Here is a 19624-nt window from a genome sequence, read left to right on the forward strand (position 1 = left end):
TCAGAATCCCGCGCGTGTGTTGGCGAAGCCGGCCGGTGCTGTCGCGTTGGCGTCGAGCAGCCAGCGCGCGCGGGGCGGCGCGTCCATCGTATCGGTCAGCCCGAGCGCCATCCGTTCCGCGCCGGCCCAGGCGATCATCGCGCCATTGTCGGTGCACAGCGCAGGCGGCGGAATGATCAGCGTGGTCTGCGCCTTTGCGGCAACGTCCTGCAACGCGCCGCGGATGGCGTGGTTGGCGGCGACGCCGCCGGCGGCGACCAGCGCGCGCGGCGGACCGAACTGTTCGTGAAACAGGCGTAAGCCCACGCTCAGCCGGTCCGCCGTCGATTCCAGCACCGCGGCCTGAAAACTGGCGCAGAGATCGCTGACGTCCTGCGGTTCCAGCGGCGTCATGCGGCTGGCTTCGTTGCGAACCGCCGTCTTCAATCCCGACAGCGAGAAATTCGCATCCGGCCGCCCGAGCATCGGCCGCGGAAAGGCGAACCGTTTGGCATCGCCGCTCGCCGCTGATCGTTCGACCTCCGGTCCGCCGGGGTAGGGCAGCGACAGCATTTTGGCGACCTTGTCGAAGGCCTCGCCCATTGCGTCGTCGACGGTGGTGCCGAGCCGGACATATTTGCCGACGCCGACAACGGCCACGATCTGGGTGTGACCGCCGGAGGCGAGGAACAGGCAATAGGGAAAGGCGAGCGCGCAGGTTAGCCGCGGCGTCAGCGCGTGGGCTTCGAGATGATTGACCGCGATCAGCGGCGTGTCGTGCACCATCGCAATCGCTTTTGCAGTCGTGAGGCCGACGATCACACCGCCGATCAGGCCCGGGCCGGCGGCGGCCGCCACCGCCGACAATTGCGCAAACCCGACATTCGCTTCCTTCATCGCCTGGCCGACGATGCCGTCGAGCAGGTCGACATGGGCGCGCGCCGCGATCTCCGGCACCACGCCGCCGAAACGGGCGTGTTCCGAGGTCTGCGAGCGCACGATATTGGATAGAATCCTGCCGCTGCCGTCGCCCTGGCGTCCCACCACGGCGGCCGCGGTTTCATCGCAGGTGGTCTCGATACCCAGCACCAGCATCGGCGTGTCGTTGTCCAATTTGATCCCTTGCGCTATCGCAACGCTTCCGTAACCGGGTAGCATTACGAGGTGACGGCGTGCAATCGCGCTAGGTGCCGAAATCGTGTTGGCGGAGATCTGAAATATGGCCGTTCTCGTCACGCGACCAAGCCCGGATGATGAGACGACGGCCAAGGCCCTCTGCGCCAGGGGTTTTGAGGTTCTGCGCGCGCCGATGCTGCGGTTCGAGCCGGTGCCGTTCCAGGACGATGCGGATGCAAATTATGGCGCCGTCATCGTCACCAGCGCCAACGCCCTGCGCGCCATCGCGCCCCATCTGGCCGATAGCCGGCTCCTCAAACTGTCCCTGTTTGCGGTCGGCGAAAATACAGCGGCCGCGGCGCGCGATGCCGGGTTTGGCGAGGTGATCGCGTCCAAGGGTGATGCCGGCGCGTTGCGCGATCTGGTGCTGGCGCGTGCGAAATCGAAGCGACTGAAGAAAACCAGCCCAATCCTGTACCTTGCCGGCGCCGATCTCGCGCGCGACTTGGGGAGCGAACTCGGCGAGAACGGCTTTACGGTCGTGACGCAGACCACCTACCGGATGGTGCCCGTACCCAGCCTGCCACGGGAAATATGTGACGCTTTCGTGGCGCACGAGATCGAGGCCGTGCTGCATTACTCACGGCGCAGCGCACGCGCATTCCTGGAGGCGGCGCGCTCCGCCGGCGTCGAAATCTCGGCACTGGCGCTGCCGCAATGCTGCATTTCGGGGGCCGTTGCCGCAGTCTTGCGGGATGCCGGCGCGACCCAGGTCACGGCGGCGGCTTCGCCGGACGAAAATGCCCTGTTCGAGGCTTTGGGCCGGGCGTTGCAACCGCGGTTGAGCCCTAATCTTTAAGTCTGAGCATGGTCTTATCGGAAAACCGGTGCCGCCACTGCCGGATCATGCTCTAAGACGTCCCGATTCTGCTAAGTTCCGGCACCTAACATTCAAGGGAACCGCTGTGATGGTCGATGACAGGCCCGAAGACACTGGATCGCTGCCCGATTCGGGCCGGCCGAAGCGCGAGCCGCCGACCATCGACCTCGAGGCGACTGAGGTGTCGAGCGAGACGAAGAGCGCTGCCGAGACGTCGTCCGAAGCGCCGTCCGAGCCTGCCCCCGAGCCCACGCCCGAGGCTCCCTCGGTGTCACCGGTTGATGCCCCGGCCCCCCGGCCTGTCTCGCCCTGGATCATCGCGCCGGTCTCCGGCGCGGTTGCCGCGGCGCTGGTGATTGGCGTCGGCTGGATGCTGGGCTGGCCCGCGATTCAGCCTGCGTCCGCGCCGCCTGCCCCGCAGCTCAGCGCCGCCATCGACGGTCTCACCGCGCGTGTCGCCGGACTGGAGCCAAAGGTCGGCAAGCCCGTACCCGATCCCGCCGCGGCCGCGCGCACCGAGGCCCTGGAAAAAACAGTTGCGGCGTTGCGTGCCGAACTCGCGGCAACGCGGGCGCAAGGCGAGAAGCTGGCGTCCGCCATCAACGATGTGAAATCAGCCCCGCGCGGCGACGGCGCGGCGTCTGTCGATCTCTCCGGGATCGATGAGCGCATTGCGAAGATCGAGAGCCAGATGCGGACGCAGGGCGCCGAGATCGCGCAGCAAGGCAGCAAGCTTGCCGATGCGAAGGCCGACCCCAAACCTGCCGACGACATGCCGCTGCGCCGCCTGGTGGCCGGAGCGCTGCTCGATGTGCTGGTCCGGATCGGCGATCCGTATCCGGCTGCGCTCGCCGCGACCAAGGCGCTGGCGCCCAATCCAGATGTCCTGAAGCCGCTCGATCCGTTTGCGGAGAAGGGCGTGCCGAACGCCGGCAAGCTGAGCACGGAACTGCTGGCCCTGGTGCCAAAGCTGTTGCCGGCCGCCCAACAGAACAATGCCACGACCGGCACGGGCATTGTCGAGCGTCTGCAGGCGGGCGCCGCCAAACTGGTCAAGATCGAACGCACCGACACCGCCGGCACGGATCGCGGCGCCGTGGTGGCGCGGATCACCGCGGCCGCGCTGCGAAATGATTTCAACGAGGCGCGGCGGGAATTGAAGACGCTGTCGCCCGAAGATCGGGCCGCGGCGCAAGGCTGGCTCGACAAGACCGATGCGCGCGACGCCGCGCTGGGCGCCTCCCGTCAATTTGCGGCCGACGCCATGGCTGCGCTCGCCAAACCGGCGCAATAAGGATTTCGATGGTCCGGATCATTCTGTTTCTGTTGTTGATCGCGCTGGGAGCGGCCGGCGCGGCCTGGATCGCCGAGCAGTCCGGCGATGTCGTGCTGTCATGGGGCGGCTATCGCGCCCAGACCACGCTGCCGGTCTTCGTGCTGGTGCTCGGCATCGTCGTCGTTGCCGCCATGATGATCTGGGCGATCCTGCGCGGCCTGTGGCGCACGCCGGCGCGTATGCGGAAGAGCCGGCGCGAACGGCGGCTGGCCCGCGGCCGGCATGCGATCACGCAAGGACTGCTCGCGATCGGTCATGGCGATTCCTCCGCCGCGCGCATCCATGCCGAAACCGCGCGCAAACATGCGGCGCACGATCCGCTGGCGCTGCTGCTGCATGCGCAATCGGCGCAGCTCGATGGCGACCGTGAAGGCGCGCAGCGCGCCTTCCGCGCCATGGCGGAGCGCGAGGACACGCGGCTATTGGGCCTGCGCGGCCTGTTCATCGAGGCGCAGCGCGCCGACGATCCGGTTGCGGCCGTGATGGTCGCCGAGGAAGCGCTAAAGCTGTCGCCGTCCTCGTCATGGGCGTCGCATGCGGTGCTCGGCTTCTGCTGCGCCAAGGGCGACTGGGCCGGCGCGCTAAAAATCCTCGACAACAATCAATCGGCCGGACTGATCGACAAGGCAACCTATCGCCGGCAACGCGGCGTGCTGCTGACGGCCCGCGCGCTCGAACTCGAAAAGGTCGATCGCGATCTGTCGCGCGAGAGCGTGATGGAAGCGGTCAAGCTGGCGCCGACGCTGGTGCCGGCTGCGGTGCTGGCGAGCAAGTTCGAGAGCGAGGCGCATCAGGTGCGGCGTTCGATGCGCCTGGTCGAGACGGCGTGGCTGGCGCAGCCGCATCCCGATCTCGCCGATGCCTATGCGCATGTGAAGCTCGGCGACTCCGCGCGCCAACGGCTGGTGCGGGTGGAGACGCTCGCGGCGAAGATGCCAGGCCACATCGAGGGCGCGCTGGCGATTGCCCGCGCCGCGATCGACGCGTCCGAGTTTGCCAAAGCGCGCGAGGCGCTGGCGCCCTTCATCGCTCAGCCTACGCAACGCGTCGCGCTCTTGATGGCGGAACTCGAGCGCACCGAGCATGGCGATAGCGGCCGCGCGCGGGCATGGACCCTGCGCGCCGTGCGCGCGCTGCACGATCCGGCCTGGACCGCGGACGGCTATGTCAGCGATCGCTGGCGGCCGGTTTCGCCGGTCACCGGCAGGCTCGATGCCTTCCAGTGGCAGACGCCGGTCGCGGCGCTGCCGTCCGACAAGGGTGGCGCGATCGAATCCTCAGCCTTCGAGGAAGCCATGCTGGCGACCCCGCGCCGGGCCGTCGTGCTCGAGCCGCCAAAGGACGTGAACGAATCGGCCGCCGAGCCGATCGCCCCCGTCGCGCCGGTGCCGCCCGCCGAGCAGGATAACGCGCCGCCGGCGGCTGCTGCCGCTGAGGTGGCCCCCGCCGAGGCGACCCCCGCCGAGCCGGTCGCTGCCCCAACGTCAGCCCCATCCAAGCCGGCCGAATCGGCACCAAGCCGGCCGGCCCCCCTGTTCCGTTCGCGGCAGGATATTCCGAAGGCCGTTCCGACCCCGATTCCGGCCGTGATCCCCCTTATCCGGGCGCCTGATGACCCCGGGATCGACGAGGACGGCCCAGCGGACGAATTCGCGGAACAAATCGGCCCGCCCAAGGCGCAGGCCGGCGGCTGGCGGGGATTTTTGTCACGCTTGGGCGGCAACTAGTCGCCTGGATTCTTGTTTTGACGCGTTTTCTTGATGCGAACCGGTGTCCCCCACGGATCAAGTCCGAGGGCATGCCTCGCTTGAAAACGCTTGGTGGGGCCCGCGTTTTTCTTGCCAATCGGGGCCGTCCCCGATATCAGGTGCGGGCGTTTTCCGGCTCACGCCCGAACGCCGCGTTTGGTCCGCCGCAATAGCTCAGTTGGTAGAGCACGTCATTCGTAATGACGGGGTCACAGGTTCGAGTCCTGTTTGCGGCACCACATTTGCCTGATCGATTTACTTCACTGCCATCGGTCCTGGACCAGGGAAATCGCCGCGCAATCCTCTGGCGCGGAAATTTTTTCGTCTCACCTTTTGCCTGACCCGCGCGCCGACGATCGCTGCGTTTTCGTTACGCCGGCCGCAATCAGCGTTCATGCTGACGGCCTCAACGTGTTGCCGAGTACATCCTGGACGTGTCGTTAAACCAGAGTACACCATTTTTGGATGTGCCTCTATGGTTGTTCGACGAATCGCTGTATCAGCAGGCGTGCAGGCCCCGCGACACTTCGTGAACCCGAAATCTCAACTGCGTCTCGCAGCGCGCGAACCGCGTTGGAAGTGCGTCAACCGGCACTTCGCGCGATTCTCCTGCTGGAGACCGGATGATTGAGCTTGCGGACTACGGGTCAGGGCGCTCCAGGAGCCGCGAACCGACTCGTTTGCATGAGTTGGATAGTCTGCGAGCCCTTGCGGCGATCGGCGTTGTCGGATGGCACTACGCAAGCCATTTCGGTGCTGCGCCGCTTCCGTCGCTCATGGCACCCTTCTATCACCACGGAGAGCTTCTCGTTGACTTCTTCTTCGTGTTGTCCGGCTTTGTGCTCGCCCGCGCGTATTGGAACGACCAGCGCAGCGCGACGTTCGCGAACAACGTTCGCGATCGAATTGCCCGAATGTATCCGTTGCACTTCGCGACGCTATGCGCCGTGGCTGTCATGCAATGGATACTGGTCGATCGTCTGAGCTCGCCGCCGTTTGTCTACCAGTTCAACGACACGTATGATTTCGTATTGAATCTCCTGCTGCTGAATCGAACAGGGCTTGAGCGAGGGCCTTCATTCAACGGACCGTCGTGGTCGATCTCGACAGAGTTCGTCGTCAATGTTCTGTTCCTGGCGGCCATCGCGCTCCCGCGCAACATTGTCCGCGCGGGACTGTTCGCGTTATTCGCGGTGCTACTTGCCGCAATCCTGAAAGGCGGTCTGATCAGCGATGCAGCCGTGCCTGGAACCACCAACGACGTGTTCCGGACCATCGTCGGCTTCTGCTGCGGAATAGCCCTGCACAGCGTACATTCGCATTGGCTGCCGCGGATCAACCTGAATCGCGGCTTTGCCGACGGACTTGCTATCGCCGCGGCTTCCGGATTTCTCTACTACAGCGCAGAGGGCGAGCTGGCCGGGCTACTTCACCTGGTGATTGTGGCCATATGCTTTCCAGCCCTGATTGTCGGTGCGATCCATGGCCGGGTAGTCAAGTGGGTTTTGACGCTGCGCCCCCTGATCTATCTCGGCACCATCTCCTACTCCATCTATCTCGTGCATTTTCCGCTTCAGCTGGGCGTGCATCTGGCATCTGTCGTGTTTTTCATTCAGATGCCCTACGACAGCGCGTTTTTCCTGGCAGGTTTCTTCTTCGCAATCGTTGGACTGGCATCGATCACGTATCGCCTGATCGAGGTGCCGGGAAAAAAGCTGCTGCGAAAGCACCCGACTGCCATCCTTGCGGAACCGTTGGTCAGCCCCCGCGGAGACGCGTCTTGAAGACTACGTCGCGCGCGAGCGGGCCGGCCTGCGGCGCGGACCAGCCCCTGTCGTAGGCGCGCTAGGATGACGCCGCCGTGCGTGACCTGTCTCACATCGGGGATCGCCTGCCCGGCATAGTCTCCGCCTCGACCTCAAGGGGAGACACAAACATGCGCAAATTCATTCTGATTGCAGGATTCGTTTTGGCCTCCGCCACAGCTCAAGCTGGCGATCGGAGCTTGTCGCTGGCCGGCAGCGGGACGCAGGCCGCTCCGGCGCCACCCAAAGCTACCGATGCATCGAAAAGCGCGGAGGCTTCGGAAGCACCAAAATATGTCGAGCGGCCCGCGGTCGTCGAGCCCAAGCCCGAGACGAGCAAGGTCGAGACGAGCAGGACCGAGACGGTCACGCCCAGGGCGGCCAGGATGCATCGGCCCGCTGCTGGCCCCGCGAGCGCCGGACCCGGGAGGCCTATGGCCCGGAGAACGGCGTACATGTCGAGGACCGCGAGGCCGCACCGCATGCGCTACCAGATCGCAGCGCGCATCATCGGCGCACTGCACCGGCACGGCATCTACTGGTAATCTTGCCAAAACAAAACGCGCCCCGGATTGAATCCGAAGGGCGCGTCTTTCATTGAGTAAGGCTGGAACCAGCGAACGGCTTCCCGCCAACCCTATTGCGAAACCGTCTGCACCACGCTGCTGATCGGGCGGCTGGCAACCGCCGGCACCTTCTGGTCCTTCACCAGCATCGCATCGTATTCCGGCAAGGTTTCGAGTTGCTCCTTGGCCTTCATCTGCACGACCTTGTAGCCGCCGGCCTTGAGGCGGCGCAGCAGCGTCGGCAAGGCGATCGCCGTATGCTTCTGCAGATCGTGCATCAGGATGACGCCCTTGCCCTGCTTGTCGAGCTTGGTCATGACGTTCTGGATCACCTGGTCAGGACCCGACGACTTGAAGTCGTTGGAATCGACATCAACTGAAAACATCGAGATGTTGCGCGACGCGAGATAGCCGAGGGCGGGCTGCGTATGCGCGAGCCCAGGGAAGCGGAAGAACGGCGCGGGCGCTGCTCCCAGCGCCATCTTCACGGCGCTAAAGCCCTTCTCGATCTCTTCCCTGACCTGCTGCTCGGTCAGTTTCTTGCTGTCGAGATGGGCGTGCGACCAGGTGTGCGAGCCGATGGTGTGGCCGGCGGACGCAACCTGCTTGAGGATTTCCGGATGGTAGGTGGTGTGCTTGCCGACCGGGAAGAACAGCCCCTTGGTGCATTCGTCCGAAAGCGCCTTGAGCACGGCAGGCGTGGTCGGCCATGGGCCGTCGTCGAAGGTGAGCACGATTTCCTTGTCGGTCAGGAAATCGAACTGCTTGTATTGCAGGAAGCCGAAGCCGGGGCCGCCGGTGGTGTCGATCACAACGACGCGGCTGACGCCGAGGGCATCGGGATTGGCGCAGGTCGATCGCACCGGCTGGGCTGCGGGAACGGGCGCGGGGGCAGGGGCCGGCTTCGAGAGAGAAGCCGTGATCTCGACGTCGTCCCTCAGCGCCGGCTTTGCCGCGGCCGGTGCCGGTAACGGCTCGGCCTTGCGGGCGGCGACGGTTTGGGGTGCGGCCGCGTCGGCGCGCGGCGAGGAGGTCCAGAACCAAACGCCGGTGATTACGACCGCCGTCACTACACTGGCCAGCATCAGGCCCAACGCATTACGCATCGCTACTCTTTCCACATACTCGGGGTACACACACGCAACGGGGCATTAGTGCCAACAAAGTCTTAACGTCTCCCGAACAGGCGCCGGTTAGGCGAACGGAATGAGAGGTTTGAGGTTGAGTGATGTCAGTCACAGTCGCCGCTCGGTTCCGGGCGCATGCTGCAACCATCAACAGCCGGTCCACGTAGCTGGGCCAACAGGAGCCGAAAATGACCGCAGCCTTCTTCAATACCGTTCGCAAGGTCAGTTTAGTGCTGGCCTTGACCACCCCGTTCGCCGCCGTCTCGTCGACCGCGAGCTTCGCCTTCAGCTCTGAAGCGCAGCAGCAGTGCACCGGCGACGCGTTCCGCCTCTGCAGTTCGGAAATACCCAATATCCCGAAGATCACCGCCTGCATGGTGAAGCATCGCGCCGATCTCAGCCCGGGCTGCCGCGGTGTCATGGACCGCGATCTCGCCGCCCAGAAATCCGGCAAGCTCGCCGCGCAATAACCGGCTCATTCGTTTGGCTCTCGGGAACGCTTGCGTCGATGCGACGCAGGCGTTTTTCGCTTTTCAGGGCGTTCACCAGGCCCACGGTCGCGCGGTTTCGCTGTTCACAAATGCGTTGCCGGCCGAATTTCGGTGATCGGATTCCCATTCTGACACGTTTTCTTGACGCGAACCGGTGTCCTCCGAATCGAGCCCGACTGGCTTTCGTTGGAAAACGCTATAGAACGCCCGGATTGCGTTCTCGTGTAAAGGCACAGCAAATGACCAAGATCCTTTTCGTTATTCCCCTGATCCTGATGGCTTCGAGCGCGTCGGCACAGACACAAAAAAAAGAGGGGCATGACGAGTGCGCGCGTGATGTCTCGCGGTTTTGCCGGGCGCAGATGCAGGATGGCGATCAGATCATTCTGGCCTGCCTGAAGCAGAACCGCGCCAAGATCAGCAAGGCCTGCCAGCAGAAGCTGGCGAGCCACGGGCAGTAAGATCTCTCGAGGGCTCAGCCGCCGTAGAGATAGTTCGGCAGCCACAGTGTCATGCCGGGCCAGAGATACATGATCACCATGCACAGGATCACGATCAGCATGTAGGGCATCATGCCGGCGAAGATCTGGTTGAGGGTGACATGCTTCGGGGCGACGCCCTTGAGGTAGAACGCCGACATTGCGACCGGCGGTGACAGGAACGCCGCCTGCAAGTTCACGAATACCAACGTGCCCCAGAGGATCGGGTCGATGCCGAAATGCTTCAGCATCGGCAAAAAGATCGGCACGAAGATGATGATGATCTCGGTCCATTCCAGCGGCCAGCCCAGCACGAAGATGATCGCCTGCGACAGGATCATGAACTGCACCGGCGTCATGTTGAGCGAGAGTACCCAGCTCTCCAGCAGCGCCTGACCGCCGAGAATGGCGAACACGGCCGAGAACAGCGCCGAGCCGACGAACAGCCAGCACACCATGGCCGTGGTCTTCGCGGTCAGGAACACCGCTTCCTTGGTGCGCTTCCAGTCGAGCGTCCGGGCGTGGAACGCCAGGATGAAGGCGCCGGCCGCGCCGACCGCCGCGGACTCCGTCGCGGTCGTGATCCCGAACAGGATCACCGCGAGAACGATCACCGTCAGGATGCCGAGCGGCATCACCGACGACGTCAGGAGCTTGAGCACCTCGAAACGCTCGCCGTTCATGCGCCAATAGGAGCGCGCGTTCCACAGCAGCAATACGGCCGCGCTGATCCCGAACCAGAGATAGAACTGGAAGTCCGGGCCTTTTTCGGCGGGCGTGGCCTCCGGCGTCGCCACCGAGCTGCCGAGTTGCTGCAGTCCCTCAACCGGACCGGAGGCTGCGCCGGCCTGCTGATGGATCACGACATACCACCAGACGGTCGACAGCGTGACGGCGGTGATCAGGAACGGTACCAGGGCGATGATGAAATTCTTCACCACCGCCCCGTAGGTCATCGGCCGGCCGTCGATCTCCAAAGTCTTCGCCTGCGCCGGCGAGGCCAGCGCCTTGAGCAAAGCGACGAGCATGTTCGGCGAATACAGCGTCTCGAACTTCGTGATCCAGGCCGGCACCTTTACGCGGGTCTGTTCCTCCGGCAACGTCGGCGCAATCTTCGGATTGATCAGCGCCCAGCCGATCACGTAGACGAGGTACAGGAACGCCAGGAAGAAGCCGGGGAACATCGCCGCCGCGTACAGCTTGACCACCGATTGCCCCGCGACGGCGGCGTAGACGATGATCATCACCGACGGCGGGATCAGAATGCCGAGCGTGCCGCCGGCGGTGATGACGCCGGAGGCGAGCTTGACGTCGTAGCCGGCGCGCAGCATCGGATTGAATGCGATGACGCCCATCAGCACCACGACGGCGCCGACCAGGCCGCTGGCGATTCCCCAGAACGTGCATACGATCAGGGTCGCCACCGCCAGCGAAGCCGGCACGCGACGGAACGCGAGCTGGATCGAATAGAACATCTTGTCGACCAGCGCGCCGCGCTCCATCACATATCCCATCAGCACGAACAGCGGGATCGAGATCAGGACGTCGTTGGTCATCGCGCCATAGGTGCGCTGAACCATCAGGTCGAACACGCGATTCTGCGTCCAGTTCTGCGACGGATCGTAGAACGCGATGAAGCCGAAGAACATTCCGAGGCCCATCAGCGTGAAGGCCGTCGCGAAACCCATCATGATGACGACGACGATCAGTGCCAGCATCAACAGGCCAAGTGCCGGATCGCTCATGTTTGCACGTCTCCGCCCATTCCGCGCTGGCGCGCCATTTCGTCGATGCGCGCCGCGCCCTCGATCGCCATCTTGCGCGATTCTTCATCGACATATTCGCTGTGCGCGAGCTGTTCTTCGATGACGTCGATCTCGGCGACGTCCTTCAGCCGGCTCGGCCATTCGCCGGTCTGCAGGCAAACGACGCAGCGGACGATCTCGGCTATTCCCTGCAGCATGATCAGCGCGCCGGCGATCGGTATCACCGATTTGAAGTGGTAGACCGGCGGGCCGTCCGCAGTGACGTTCGAATGTTCAGCGATATGCCAGGAGTCCGCGGCGTAGAAATAGCCGGCATAGCAAAGCGCGGCGATACCGGGCAGGAAGAACACGATGTAGAGCACGAGGTCGAGCATGGCCTGGGTGCGCGGCCGCATCGAGGAGTAGAGGAAGTCACCCCTGACGTGGGCATTCTGCGCCAGCGTATAGGCGCCGCAGAGCATGAACAGCGACCCGTACAGCATGTTGTCCAGGTCGAAGATCCAGGACGTCGGCATATTCATGATGTAGCGCTTGAACACTTCGATACAGACGACGCTCATCAGCACGATCATCAGCCACGCGGTGGCCTTGCCGACCCAGGTGCTGATGCCGTCGATCGTGTGCAGAAAACTCTGGACGCTCATGGGGTGCGATCGTTCAGCGCGAGGGATCCACAGTACAAAGCACCATCCGGGTCGCGCGCCCGAACGGTGCTTTGCAGTTTAGAGCATTTTCAAGCGCGGCGTCAGATCTTCTTGGCCGCGCCGTTGGCGCCCCAATAGTGGTCATAGGCCATCTTGCGGCTCACCACCGTATCCTGCTCCCACTGCGTCGTGCGCTTGGCGAAGGCGAGCTGCGATTGCAGGATTTCCTTGAACAGCGGATTTTCAGCCGATTTCTTCTTGACGACCTCGTCGTAAACCTCGAGCTGCTGCTTGAGAATGGCGTCGGGCGTCTTGTAGAACTTGACGTTGTCCTTGGTCTGCAGCTCGATGTAGTCCTTCGAATACCGGTCGATCGCCTTCATAGACATGTCCGCCGAGGCGGCGTCGACGGCGTTGGCGATGATGGCCCGCATCTTTTCCGGCAGGGCATCGTATTTGGTCTTGTTGAAGGTGATTTCGAACTGCTCGGCGTTCTGGTGGTAGCTCTGCAGCATGCAGACCTTGGAAACGTCGGCAAATCCAAGCGCGCGGTCCGAGGAAGCGTTGTTGAACTCGGCCGCATCGAGCAGGCCGCGGTCCATCGCCGAGACGATTTCGCCGCCCGGCAGCGCGTTGACCGCGGCGCCCATCGCCGTGAACACGTCGATCGAGATGCCGACGGTGCGGTACTTCAGGCCCTTGAGATCGTCGGCCTTGGCGATCGGCTTCTTGAACCAGCCGAGCGGCTGCGTCGGCATCGGTCCGTAGGGGAACGAGACGACGTTCGCGCCGATCGATTCATAGAGCTTGGCGAGGAGTTCCTTGCCGCCGCCGTATTTGTGCCAGGCCAGCAGCATGTTGGCGTCCATCCCGAAGCCCGGTCCCGAGCCCCACAGCGCGAGCGCGGTCTGCTTGCCATAGTGATAGACGAGCACGCCGTGGCCGCCGTCCAGCACGCCCTTGGATACCGCATCGAGCAGGCCGAAGGCGGGCACCACGGCGCCGGCCGGGAGCACCTCGATCTTGAGATCGCCGCCGGTCATGTCGTTGACCTTCTTGGCGTAGTCGAGGGCGTATTCGTGGAAAATGTCCTTTGACGGCCAGGTGCTCTGCCAGCGCATGCTGATCGGTCCCTGGGCGCTGACGATGGTCGGAGCGGCAACTGCCGTGGCGGCACTTGCCGCAGCCACTTTCAGGAAGCGGCGGCGCGTCGAAGTCTTGTCCTTGGTTGGCTTGGTCATGTGCGTCCTCCCGGTTGGACCGGTCCTTGGTCGGCCGGTCGTTGTTGATTGACGGGAACATTAGAGGCCGGGCCCAAGCTTTGGCAAGGATACGTTATACCAATGCGGCGTTAGGGTGCGGCGCGGTCGTGGGCAGCAACCCGTGGCGCAATCCCTGGCGCAACCCTTAGGCCGGCCGGGCGGCCCGGCCGGCCGACGGCCCGGAGCGCCACGCGATCCCGGCGCACCGGCAAAATCAGGTACTGCTCCCTGCCGCCGTCGCGACCACCGGCAAGACCTCGTTGGCGGCGCGGTCGGGGGTATCTTCCTTCCAGCGGACCGAACCGAACGGCCGCTCCAGCATGCGGCGGACGCGGATCGGGTCGGGCCCGAGATGAAAGTCGATCGCACGCTGGTGCAGGGCGCGCTCGGACTGCGTCGCGCGGTTTCGCTGGCGCAGATAATCGAGCCAGGTCGGGCAGTGGTAGCGCTCGGTCCATAATTCCGGGTCGCCGATGTCGCGCGCAATCGACCAGCCATAGGCGCCGTTGCGCTGCCGGCTGAGCTGTACTTCCTGCATCACATTGTGGAATGCGCGGGCGCTGTCCTGCGCGACGCGATACTCGATCTCGACCACCAGCGGCCCGCTGCGCCCCGTCAGCGACAGCCGTACCTCGGGATCGGCCAGGAGTTCGGTGGCGTCCTCGTTGCGCGCGCCGACCGGCGGCATGCGCAGCCAGATTCCGAGCAGGGGCGAAATCAGCATCAGGCCGGCCGAAACCAGCAGCGCGGTCTCCACGCCGGCGAGGTCGGTGAGGTGTCCCCAGCCCCAGCTGCCCACCGCAATGCCGCCGGCGATCGATGCCTGGAAAGCCGCCAGCGAGCGGCCTGCGACCCAGCGCGGCGCCGAAAGCTGCACGCCGATGTTGAACAGCGCGACCGCCAGCATCCATACCGCGCCGGCGATCACCAGGGCGATCGCCGTCAGGATGGCGTTCGTGCTCAGGGCGACCGAAGCGATCGCGCCGGCCATCGATATCGCGCAGGCCCGCACCGCGGCCTCGCCGCTCATGCGCCGGCGCACCTCGCCGATATTGAGCGCGCCGAACACCGCGCCCATGCCGAAGGCCCCGAGCATGATGCCGTAGGTTTGCGCGCCGCCATGCAGGAGGTCGCGGGCGACCAGCGGCATCAGCGCCGAAACCGAGCCGCCGATCACGCCGGTGACCAACGTCCTGATCAGGACGATCCGGATCGACGGCGAGTTGGCGATGTAGCGCACCCCCGAGACGATGGCGCGGTTGAGACGTTCGCGCGGCAGGCGCGACGGTTCGTGGGTACGGTTCCACAGAAACAGCACCACCATCAGCGGCAGATACAGCACCGCATTGACGGCGAACGCCGCGACCGCGCCCGCGGTCGCGACCACGATGCCGCCGATCGCCGGGCCGAAGCTGCGCGCGATGTTGTAGCTGATGCCATTGAGCGCGACCGCCGCCGGCAGCGTTTCCGCCGGCACCTGCTCGCTGACCGAGGCCTGCCAGGCCGGCCCGAACAGCGCCATGCCGCTGCCGACGACGAAGCACAGCGCCAGCAGGATATTCGGCGTGACGAGGCCGAGCCACGCCAGCACCGTGAGCGTGGTCGCGCCGACCAGCGCGATACCGAGCGAGACCAGGGCGACGATCCGCCGGTCGTGCATGTCGGCGATGGCGCCGGCCGGCATCGCGATCAGCATGATCGGCAGCATCAGCGCGGTCTGCACCAGCGCGACCTTGTCGGCGGAAGAGGTCATCTGCGTCATCGCCCAGGCCGCGCCGACGCCCTGGATCAATATCCCCAGATTGGATACGAGGCTGGCGAGCCAGATACGCCGGAACACCGCATGCCGCAGCGGCGCTGCGATGCCTTCCGTCGCAGGACGCGAGCGTTTCGGCTGGTCGGTCATGATCGGTTCCGTTGGCGTTCTGTCACCGGCTTGATTCCATTCCAACTTAAAGTGATGCCTGCGAAAACCCTGGCCTGTCCAGTCGTTAGACCGCTTTCGGCGGTGCTACAGCACAGCTAAGGTACTGAAAAGCTACGGGAGGTTTCGAAATGCGGCTGTCACGGCGGTTGATCCTGAAGGGCGCCGGAGCGCTGCCTTTGCTGGCTGGCTCATTCGGTCTCCCGTTCCTGGACTGGCGGGCGCGGGCGCAGACGTCGCCGGCTGCATCCAGGCCGGCGGAGGTTCCGCCGGTTCTTTTCGTGCACGGCAATGGCGACCATGCGGCGCTTTGGATCACCACATTATGGCGCATGGAATCGAACGGCATGCCGCGCGAGCGAATGCTGGCGATCAATTTCACCGATCCGCTGGCGCGCACCGATGACAGAGTGGAGCAGGCAAACCGTTCCTCGACCGAAGATCAGCGCCGGGAGCTCGGCGAGGCCGTCAAGGAATTGCAGCGTCGCACCGGCGCGTCGCGCATCGCCCTCGTCGGCAATTCGCGCGGCGGCTATTCGATCCGCAATTACATCAAGAATGGCGGCGGCGCCGATATCAGCCATGCCGTGCTGTGCGGCGTCCCAAACCATGGCGTCTATGATTGGGACGACGGTCCGGGCGGCGAGTTCAACGGCCGCGGCCCGTTCCTGCGCGGCTTGAACGAGGGCGAGAGCGAGGTGACGCCGGGCACGGCGTTTCTCACCTTGCGCAGCGACGGTATCGACAAATTTGCGCAGGCCGACGGGCGCTTGGTCGGCAAGCCCGGCATGCCGACCGGGGTGACGTCGGCAGGACCTGCGCTGAAGGGCGCGACCAATCTCGTGCTCGGCGCACTCGATCATCGCGAGGTCGCGTTTCATCCGCGCGCGTTTCGCGAGATCTATAAATTCATCGCCGCTCAAGAACCGTCGCATATCGACATCGTCCCGGAAGCGGAAGTCAAACTGAGCGGGCTGGTGACGGGGCCGGGCGGTGTGGTCACCAACCGTCCGGTATCCGGTGCGACGGTCGAAATCTATCGCGTCTCTCCCGACACCGGCGAACGGATCGGCGGGCCGATCCATTCGTCGCAAACCGGCGCCGACGGCCGCTGGGGCCCGGCGCAGGTCGAGCCGAGCTGGTATCTCGAAATCGTGTTGGCATCGGCCGGCTCCCCCACGACGCATCTCTATCGCTCGCCGTTTCCGCGCTCCTCCGACATCGTGCATCTGCGCGCCGCACGCCCGCTCGGGCCGGCCGACGCCGGCGCGGGCGCCGTGGTCCTGATGACACGTCCGCGGGGCTATTTCGGCCTGCCGCGGGACGTGGTGTTGATCGACGGCAAGGAGCCGAAAGATGTGAAATCCGGCGTACCGACCGATGCGGTCACGACCTTGCGGCTTCCGGCGGAGGAGGTTGGCCGCCCCGTGGTAACCATGTTCAATGCGGAGCGGATCGTGGCGCGGGCCTGGCCGGCCTCGGAGAACCGCATTGCGGTTGCCGAACTGACTTACTAGCTGTTTTGTTGATCGGTTGCGCCTTTGCGGCGCCCGGATCGGAGACATAGATGTGATCGTAGCCCGCATGAGCGCAGCGATATGCGGGGCTTTGGCAGGATCCCGGATATCGCTGCGCTCATCCGGGCTACGAAAGTGGCATCGATGAGCATAGCCGAAGCCTACGATATGCCGGCCGCACGCGCGCCGCTGGTGCCGCCGAGCCCGCCACGGGCCCCCGATGACATGAATGTGTTCGGGCGGATGAAGGCGATCCGCATCAGCCCGATCGGCATGTGGGGCCAGCGGGCCTATGAGGAAGATATCGTCCAGGGCCGCTTTTTCGGGCGTGGCAGTTTCATTCTCAACGCGCCCGATGCGATCCGGCATGTGCTGGTCGACAATTTCGAAAACTATACGCGCACGCCGGTTAGCTTCCGGGTGTTACGTCCGATATTGGGCCAAGGCCTGCTGATTGCCGAAGGACGCGCGTGGAAACACCAGCGCCGAACGCTGGCGCCGGCCTTCACGCCGCGCGCGGTCTCGACGCTCGTTCCGCACATGCTGGCGGCGACCGACGAGACGGTTGCCAAGCTCCGGGCCGCCAGCAACGCGCCCGTCGATCTGCGCGAAGCCATGCAGCGGATGACACTGGAAATCGCCGGCCGCACCATGTTCTCGTTCGGGATGGATCGCCATGGCGCAGCCTTGCGCGATTTCGTTATGGAATATGGTGAGCGGCTGGCGCGGCCGCATTTTCTCGATTTATTGCTGCCGCTGAACTGGCCAAGCCCGCAGGATTTCGCCCGCGCCCGTTTCCGCAAGCGCTGGACGGCCTTCGTCGGCATGCTGATGGCCGAACGTCGTGCCGCCGGCAAGAACGAGGGCGCGCCGGCGCGCGACCTGTTCGATCTGATGGGCGACGCGCGCGATCCGGAAACCGGCGAGGCCTTTACCGATGCGCAGCTCGGCGATCAGATCGCGACCATGATTCTCGCCGGCCATGAGACGACGGCGACGGCGCTGTTCTGGGCGCTCTATCTGCTGGCGCTCGATCCTGCGATCCAGCAGGACGTCGCGAAGGAGGTGGAGGGGGCAACCGTCAACGGCACGCACGATATCGAGCGGCTGAAATTCACCCGTGCGGTGATCGACGAGACCATGCGGCTCTATCCGCCGGCGTTCCTGATTGCGCGCGCCGCCAGCGGACCGGATACGATCATGGGGCTTCCGGTCAAGAAGAAGGACGTCATCCTGATCGCGCCGTGGCTGTTGCACCGGCACGAAAAGCTCTGGCGCGATCCGAACGCCTTCATCCCGTCCCGCTTCATGACCGGCACGCCGCCCGATCGCTTCGCCTATCTGCCGTTCGGCGTCGGCGCGCGCGTCTGCATCGGCGCGCATTTCGCGCTGGTGGAAGCAACGCTGGCGCTGGCGAAGATGATCGGCGCGTTTCGCGTTGCCCTGGTCGACAAGGAGCCGGTGATGCCGATCGGCGTGGTGACGACACAGCCCGACCGTTCGCCGATGTTTGCGATAAGTCCGCGGTAGCATCTTGCGTAAATGCCACGGGAACGTCATCTAGGTTGTCACCATGAGCGATACCCAGGCCCAGTTCTCTGTTCTGCGGCAGACCGCCGATCCAGCGGTCGTCGAGGCCATTTCGCAGTTGATCGCAAAGGGCGAGGATCGTGACCTCAACCGGATCAACCTTTTGGATTTTGCTGCGCAGTACGGGCTTGACGAGGAAAAGGTCATTTCGGCCTTCCTGCATTCGGCGCGGCTCGGGCTGTTCGATCTCAGCTGGAATGTCCTGTGCCCCGGCTGTGGTGGCGTGCTCGGCGCGCACAATACCCTGAAATCGCTTCGGCACGACGACTACAATTGCGCGCTCTGCGCCCAGGGCTATGAGGCATCCGTCGACGATCGCGTGGAGGTTTCCTTCACCGTCAGTCCCCGCGTCAGGCGCATTGCCGCACACGATCCCAACACGTTGCCGATCTGGGAATATAACCGACAGATGTTCTGGAGCTCGGGGATGGACCTGAGCGAGGAATCGATCAAGCGGTTGGTCGACGAGGTTTCGCTCGAAGCCATCGAACTGCCGGCGGGCGAGAAGGCGGTGCTGTCGCTGCAACTGCCCAATCAGTTCGTGATCGTGTTCGAGCCGGTGACGCATTCGGCACATTTTTTTGATATTCAGGGCGAGCCGACCCGCGAGCGCCAGCAATTTTCCATCGTCTTCAACAAGCTGCACGCGCCGACCGGCACGACCGTGATGCGTCCGGGGCCGCTGCGGCTGTCGCTCGAAAACCAGACCGACCATCGGGTACTTCCCGCGGTCTGGGTCGCCAACGACACGCTCCATGAGCTGCTCGGCAAGCGCAAGCCGATCCTGACCGCCAAGCGGATGCTGTCGAACCAGACTTTTCGCGACGTCTTCAAGGCGGACAATCTCAACGTCGATCAGCGCCTCAAGATCACCTCGCTGACGTTCCTGTTCACGGACCTGAAGGGCTCCACCGCGCTTTATGAGCGGGTCGGCGATCTCGCCGCTTTCGATCTGGTGCGGGCGCATTTCCATGCGCTGCTCGAAATTATCGCGTCCGAGAAGGGCGCGGTGGTGAAGACGATCGGCGACGCCGTGATGGCGACCTTCATCCGGCCGGAACACGCGATCGTGGCGGGGTTGCGCATGCGCGCGGCGATGGCCGCACTCAATGTCGAGCGCGGCAGGGAGGACCTGGTCGTCAAGATCGGCATCCATGAAGGCCCGTGCCTTGCGGTGATGCTCAACGAGCGGCAGGATTATTTCGGCCAGACCGTCAACATCGCTTCAAGGGTGCAGAGCCTGTCGACCTCGCAAGAGATCCACATCACGGGACCTGTAATCGAATCGCCGGCGGTCGCCACAATCCTTCAGAAAGAGTCGATCAGGCCGATCCAGAAGGAAGCCGCGCTGCGCGGCATCGCCGACAAGATGGTGGTGTACGAGATACCGTAGA

General features: G+C 64.4%; 15 protein-coding genes and 1 tRNA gene. 10 read left to right on the forward strand and 6 right to left on the reverse strand.

Features of this window, described 5'->3' with window-relative positions:
* Positions 1–1074, reverse strand: a complete 1074-nt coding sequence (tsaD, locus tag JQ624_RS02855; protein ID WP_212417458.1) for a tRNA (adenosine(37)-N6)-threonylcarbamoyltransferase complex transferase subunit TsaD — start codon at positions 1072–1074, stop codon at positions 1–3.
* Positions 1075–1198: 124 nt separating this feature from the next.
* Here tsaD and JQ624_RS02860 point away from each other — a divergent pair, with 124 nt between their 5' ends.
* From JQ624_RS02860 to JQ624_RS02880, 5 genes are all read left to right on the forward strand, one after another.
* Positions 1199–1954, forward strand: coding sequence for a uroporphyrinogen-III synthase (locus JQ624_RS02860; protein WP_212417294.1), 756 nt, complete (start codon positions 1199–1201; stop codon positions 1952–1954).
* A gap of 109 nt (positions 1955–2063) precedes the next feature.
* Entirely contained in the window at positions 2064–3269 is a 1206-nt protein-coding gene (locus tag JQ624_RS02865; protein WP_212417295.1) for a COG4223 family protein, read from the forward strand.
* Positions 3270–3277: 8 nt separating this feature from the next.
* Positions 3278–5038, forward strand: a complete 1761-nt coding sequence (locus tag JQ624_RS02870) for a heme biosynthesis protein HemY (RefSeq protein WP_212417296.1) — start codon at positions 3278–3280, stop codon at positions 5036–5038.
* 184 nt (positions 5039–5222) lie between these two features.
* A tRNA-Thr gene (locus JQ624_RS02875) sits at positions 5223–5298 on the forward strand.
* 384 nt (positions 5299–5682) lie between these two features.
* Complete coding sequence (locus JQ624_RS02880; RefSeq protein WP_212417297.1) at positions 5683–6843, forward strand: acyltransferase; 1161 nt, start codon at positions 5683–5685, stop codon at positions 6841–6843.
* A 658-nt stretch (positions 6844–7501) separates the two neighbouring features.
* On the opposite strand, the gene JQ624_RS02885 is transcribed toward JQ624_RS02880, so the two are convergent.
* On the reverse strand, positions 7502–8536 hold the full coding sequence (locus tag JQ624_RS02885; protein ID WP_212417298.1) for a polysaccharide deacetylase family protein: 1035 nt from the start codon (positions 8534–8536) through the stop codon (positions 7502–7504).
* A gap of 209 nt (positions 8537–8745) precedes the next feature.
* Here JQ624_RS02885 and JQ624_RS02890 point away from each other — a divergent pair, with 209 nt between their 5' ends.
* Positions 8746–9027, forward strand: a complete 282-nt coding sequence (locus JQ624_RS02890) for a hypothetical protein (protein WP_212417299.1) — start codon at positions 8746–8748, stop codon at positions 9025–9027.
* A 260-nt stretch (positions 9028–9287) separates the two neighbouring features.
* A complete protein-coding gene (locus tag JQ624_RS02895; RefSeq protein WP_212417300.1) occupies positions 9288–9509 on the forward strand; it encodes a hypothetical protein in 222 nt (73 codons plus the stop codon).
* Positions 9510–9523: 14 nt separating this feature from the next.
* Here the strand turns inward: JQ624_RS02895 and JQ624_RS02900 are convergent, their stop codons facing one another.
* The 4 genes from JQ624_RS02900 to JQ624_RS02915 all read right to left on the reverse strand — a co-directional run bounded on the left by JQ624_RS02900 (position 9524) and on the right by JQ624_RS02915 (position 15105).
* Positions 9524–11272 (reverse strand): TRAP transporter large permease subunit, encoded by a 1749-nt coding sequence (locus tag JQ624_RS02900; protein ID WP_212417301.1) that lies wholly within the window; start codon positions 11270–11272, stop codon positions 9524–9526.
* Entirely contained in the window at positions 11269–11937 is a 669-nt protein-coding gene (locus JQ624_RS02905; protein WP_212417302.1) for a TRAP transporter small permease subunit, read from the reverse strand. The genes JQ624_RS02900 and JQ624_RS02905 overlap by 4 nt, the downstream gene beginning before the upstream one ends.
* A gap of 101 nt (positions 11938–12038) precedes the next feature.
* Entirely contained in the window at positions 12039–13178 is a 1140-nt protein-coding gene (locus JQ624_RS02910; RefSeq protein ID WP_212417303.1) for a TRAP transporter substrate-binding protein, read from the reverse strand.
* A gap of 235 nt (positions 13179–13413) precedes the next feature.
* Complete coding sequence (locus JQ624_RS02915; protein WP_212417304.1) at positions 13414–15105, reverse strand: MFS transporter; 1692 nt, start codon at positions 15103–15105, stop codon at positions 13414–13416.
* A gap of 149 nt (positions 15106–15254) precedes the next feature.
* On the opposite strand from JQ624_RS02915, the gene JQ624_RS02920 reads away from it, so the two are divergent.
* The 3 genes from JQ624_RS02920 to JQ624_RS02930 all read left to right on the forward strand — a co-directional run bounded on the left by JQ624_RS02920 (position 15255) and on the right by JQ624_RS02930 (position 19623).
* The gene (locus tag JQ624_RS02920; protein WP_212417305.1) at positions 15255–16640 is read left to right on the forward strand and encodes a hydrolase; all 1386 of its coding nucleotides are present in this window, start codon (positions 15255–15257) and stop codon (positions 16638–16640) included.
* Between the two features lie 144 nt (positions 16641–16784).
* Positions 16785–18170: a cytochrome P450 gene (locus JQ624_RS02925; RefSeq protein WP_212417306.1), complete on the forward strand. Its 1386-nt coding sequence runs from the start codon at positions 16785–16787 to the stop codon at positions 18168–18170.
* A gap of 43 nt (positions 18171–18213) precedes the next feature.
* Entirely contained in the window at positions 18214–19623 is a 1410-nt protein-coding gene (locus JQ624_RS02930) for an adenylate/guanylate cyclase domain-containing protein (RefSeq protein ID WP_212417307.1), read from the forward strand.
* Position 19624: the final 1 nt, after the last annotated feature.

Source organism: Bradyrhizobium sp. AUGA SZCCT0283 (genome assembly GCF_018130385.1).
Taxonomy (GTDB): Bacteria; Pseudomonadota; Alphaproteobacteria; order Rhizobiales; family Xanthobacteraceae; genus Bradyrhizobium.

Bases quoted from the DNA above. Each gene is read 5' to 3' on its own strand.
- tsaD (WP_212417458.1), bottom strand. From the start codon at position 1,074: ATGCTGGTGCTGGGTATCGAGACCACCTGCGATGAAACCGCGGCCGCC.
- JQ624_RS02860 (WP_212417294.1), top strand. From the start codon at position 1,199: ATGGCCGTTCTCGTCACGCGACCAAGCCCGGATGATGAGACGACGGCC.
- JQ624_RS02865 (WP_212417295.1), top strand. From the start codon at position 2,064: ATGGTCGATGACAGGCCCGAAGACACTGGATCGCTGCCCGATTCGGGC.
- JQ624_RS02870 (WP_212417296.1), top strand. From the start codon at position 3,278: ATGGTCCGGATCATTCTGTTTCTGTTGTTGATCGCGCTGGGAGCGGCC.
- JQ624_RS02880 (WP_212417297.1), top strand. From the start codon at position 5,683: ATGATTGAGCTTGCGGACTACGGGTCAGGGCGCTCCAGGAGCCGCGAA.
- JQ624_RS02885 (WP_212417298.1), bottom strand. From the start codon at position 8,536: ATGCGTAATGCGTTGGGCCTGATGCTGGCCAGTGTAGTGACGGCGGTC.
- JQ624_RS02890 (WP_212417299.1), top strand. From the start codon at position 8,746: ATGACCGCAGCCTTCTTCAATACCGTTCGCAAGGTCAGTTTAGTGCTG.
- JQ624_RS02895 (WP_212417300.1), top strand. From the start codon at position 9,288: ATGACCAAGATCCTTTTCGTTATTCCCCTGATCCTGATGGCTTCGAGC.
- JQ624_RS02900 (WP_212417301.1), bottom strand. From the start codon at position 11,272: ATGAGCGATCCGGCACTTGGCCTGTTGATGCTGGCACTGATCGTCGTC.
- JQ624_RS02905 (WP_212417302.1), bottom strand. From the start codon at position 11,937: ATGAGCGTCCAGAGTTTTCTGCACACGATCGACGGCATCAGCACCTGG.
- JQ624_RS02910 (WP_212417303.1), bottom strand. From the start codon at position 13,178: ATGACCAAGCCAACCAAGGACAAGACTTCGACGCGCCGCCGCTTCCTG.
- JQ624_RS02915 (WP_212417304.1), bottom strand. From the start codon at position 15,105: ATGACCGACCAGCCGAAACGCTCGCGTCCTGCGACGGAAGGCATCGCA.
- JQ624_RS02920 (WP_212417305.1), top strand. From the start codon at position 15,255: ATGCGGCTGTCACGGCGGTTGATCCTGAAGGGCGCCGGAGCGCTGCCT.
- JQ624_RS02925 (WP_212417306.1), top strand. From the start codon at position 16,785: ATGAGCATAGCCGAAGCCTACGATATGCCGGCCGCACGCGCGCCGCTG.
- JQ624_RS02930 (WP_212417307.1), top strand. From the start codon at position 18,214: ATGAGCGATACCCAGGCCCAGTTCTCTGTTCTGCGGCAGACCGCCGAT.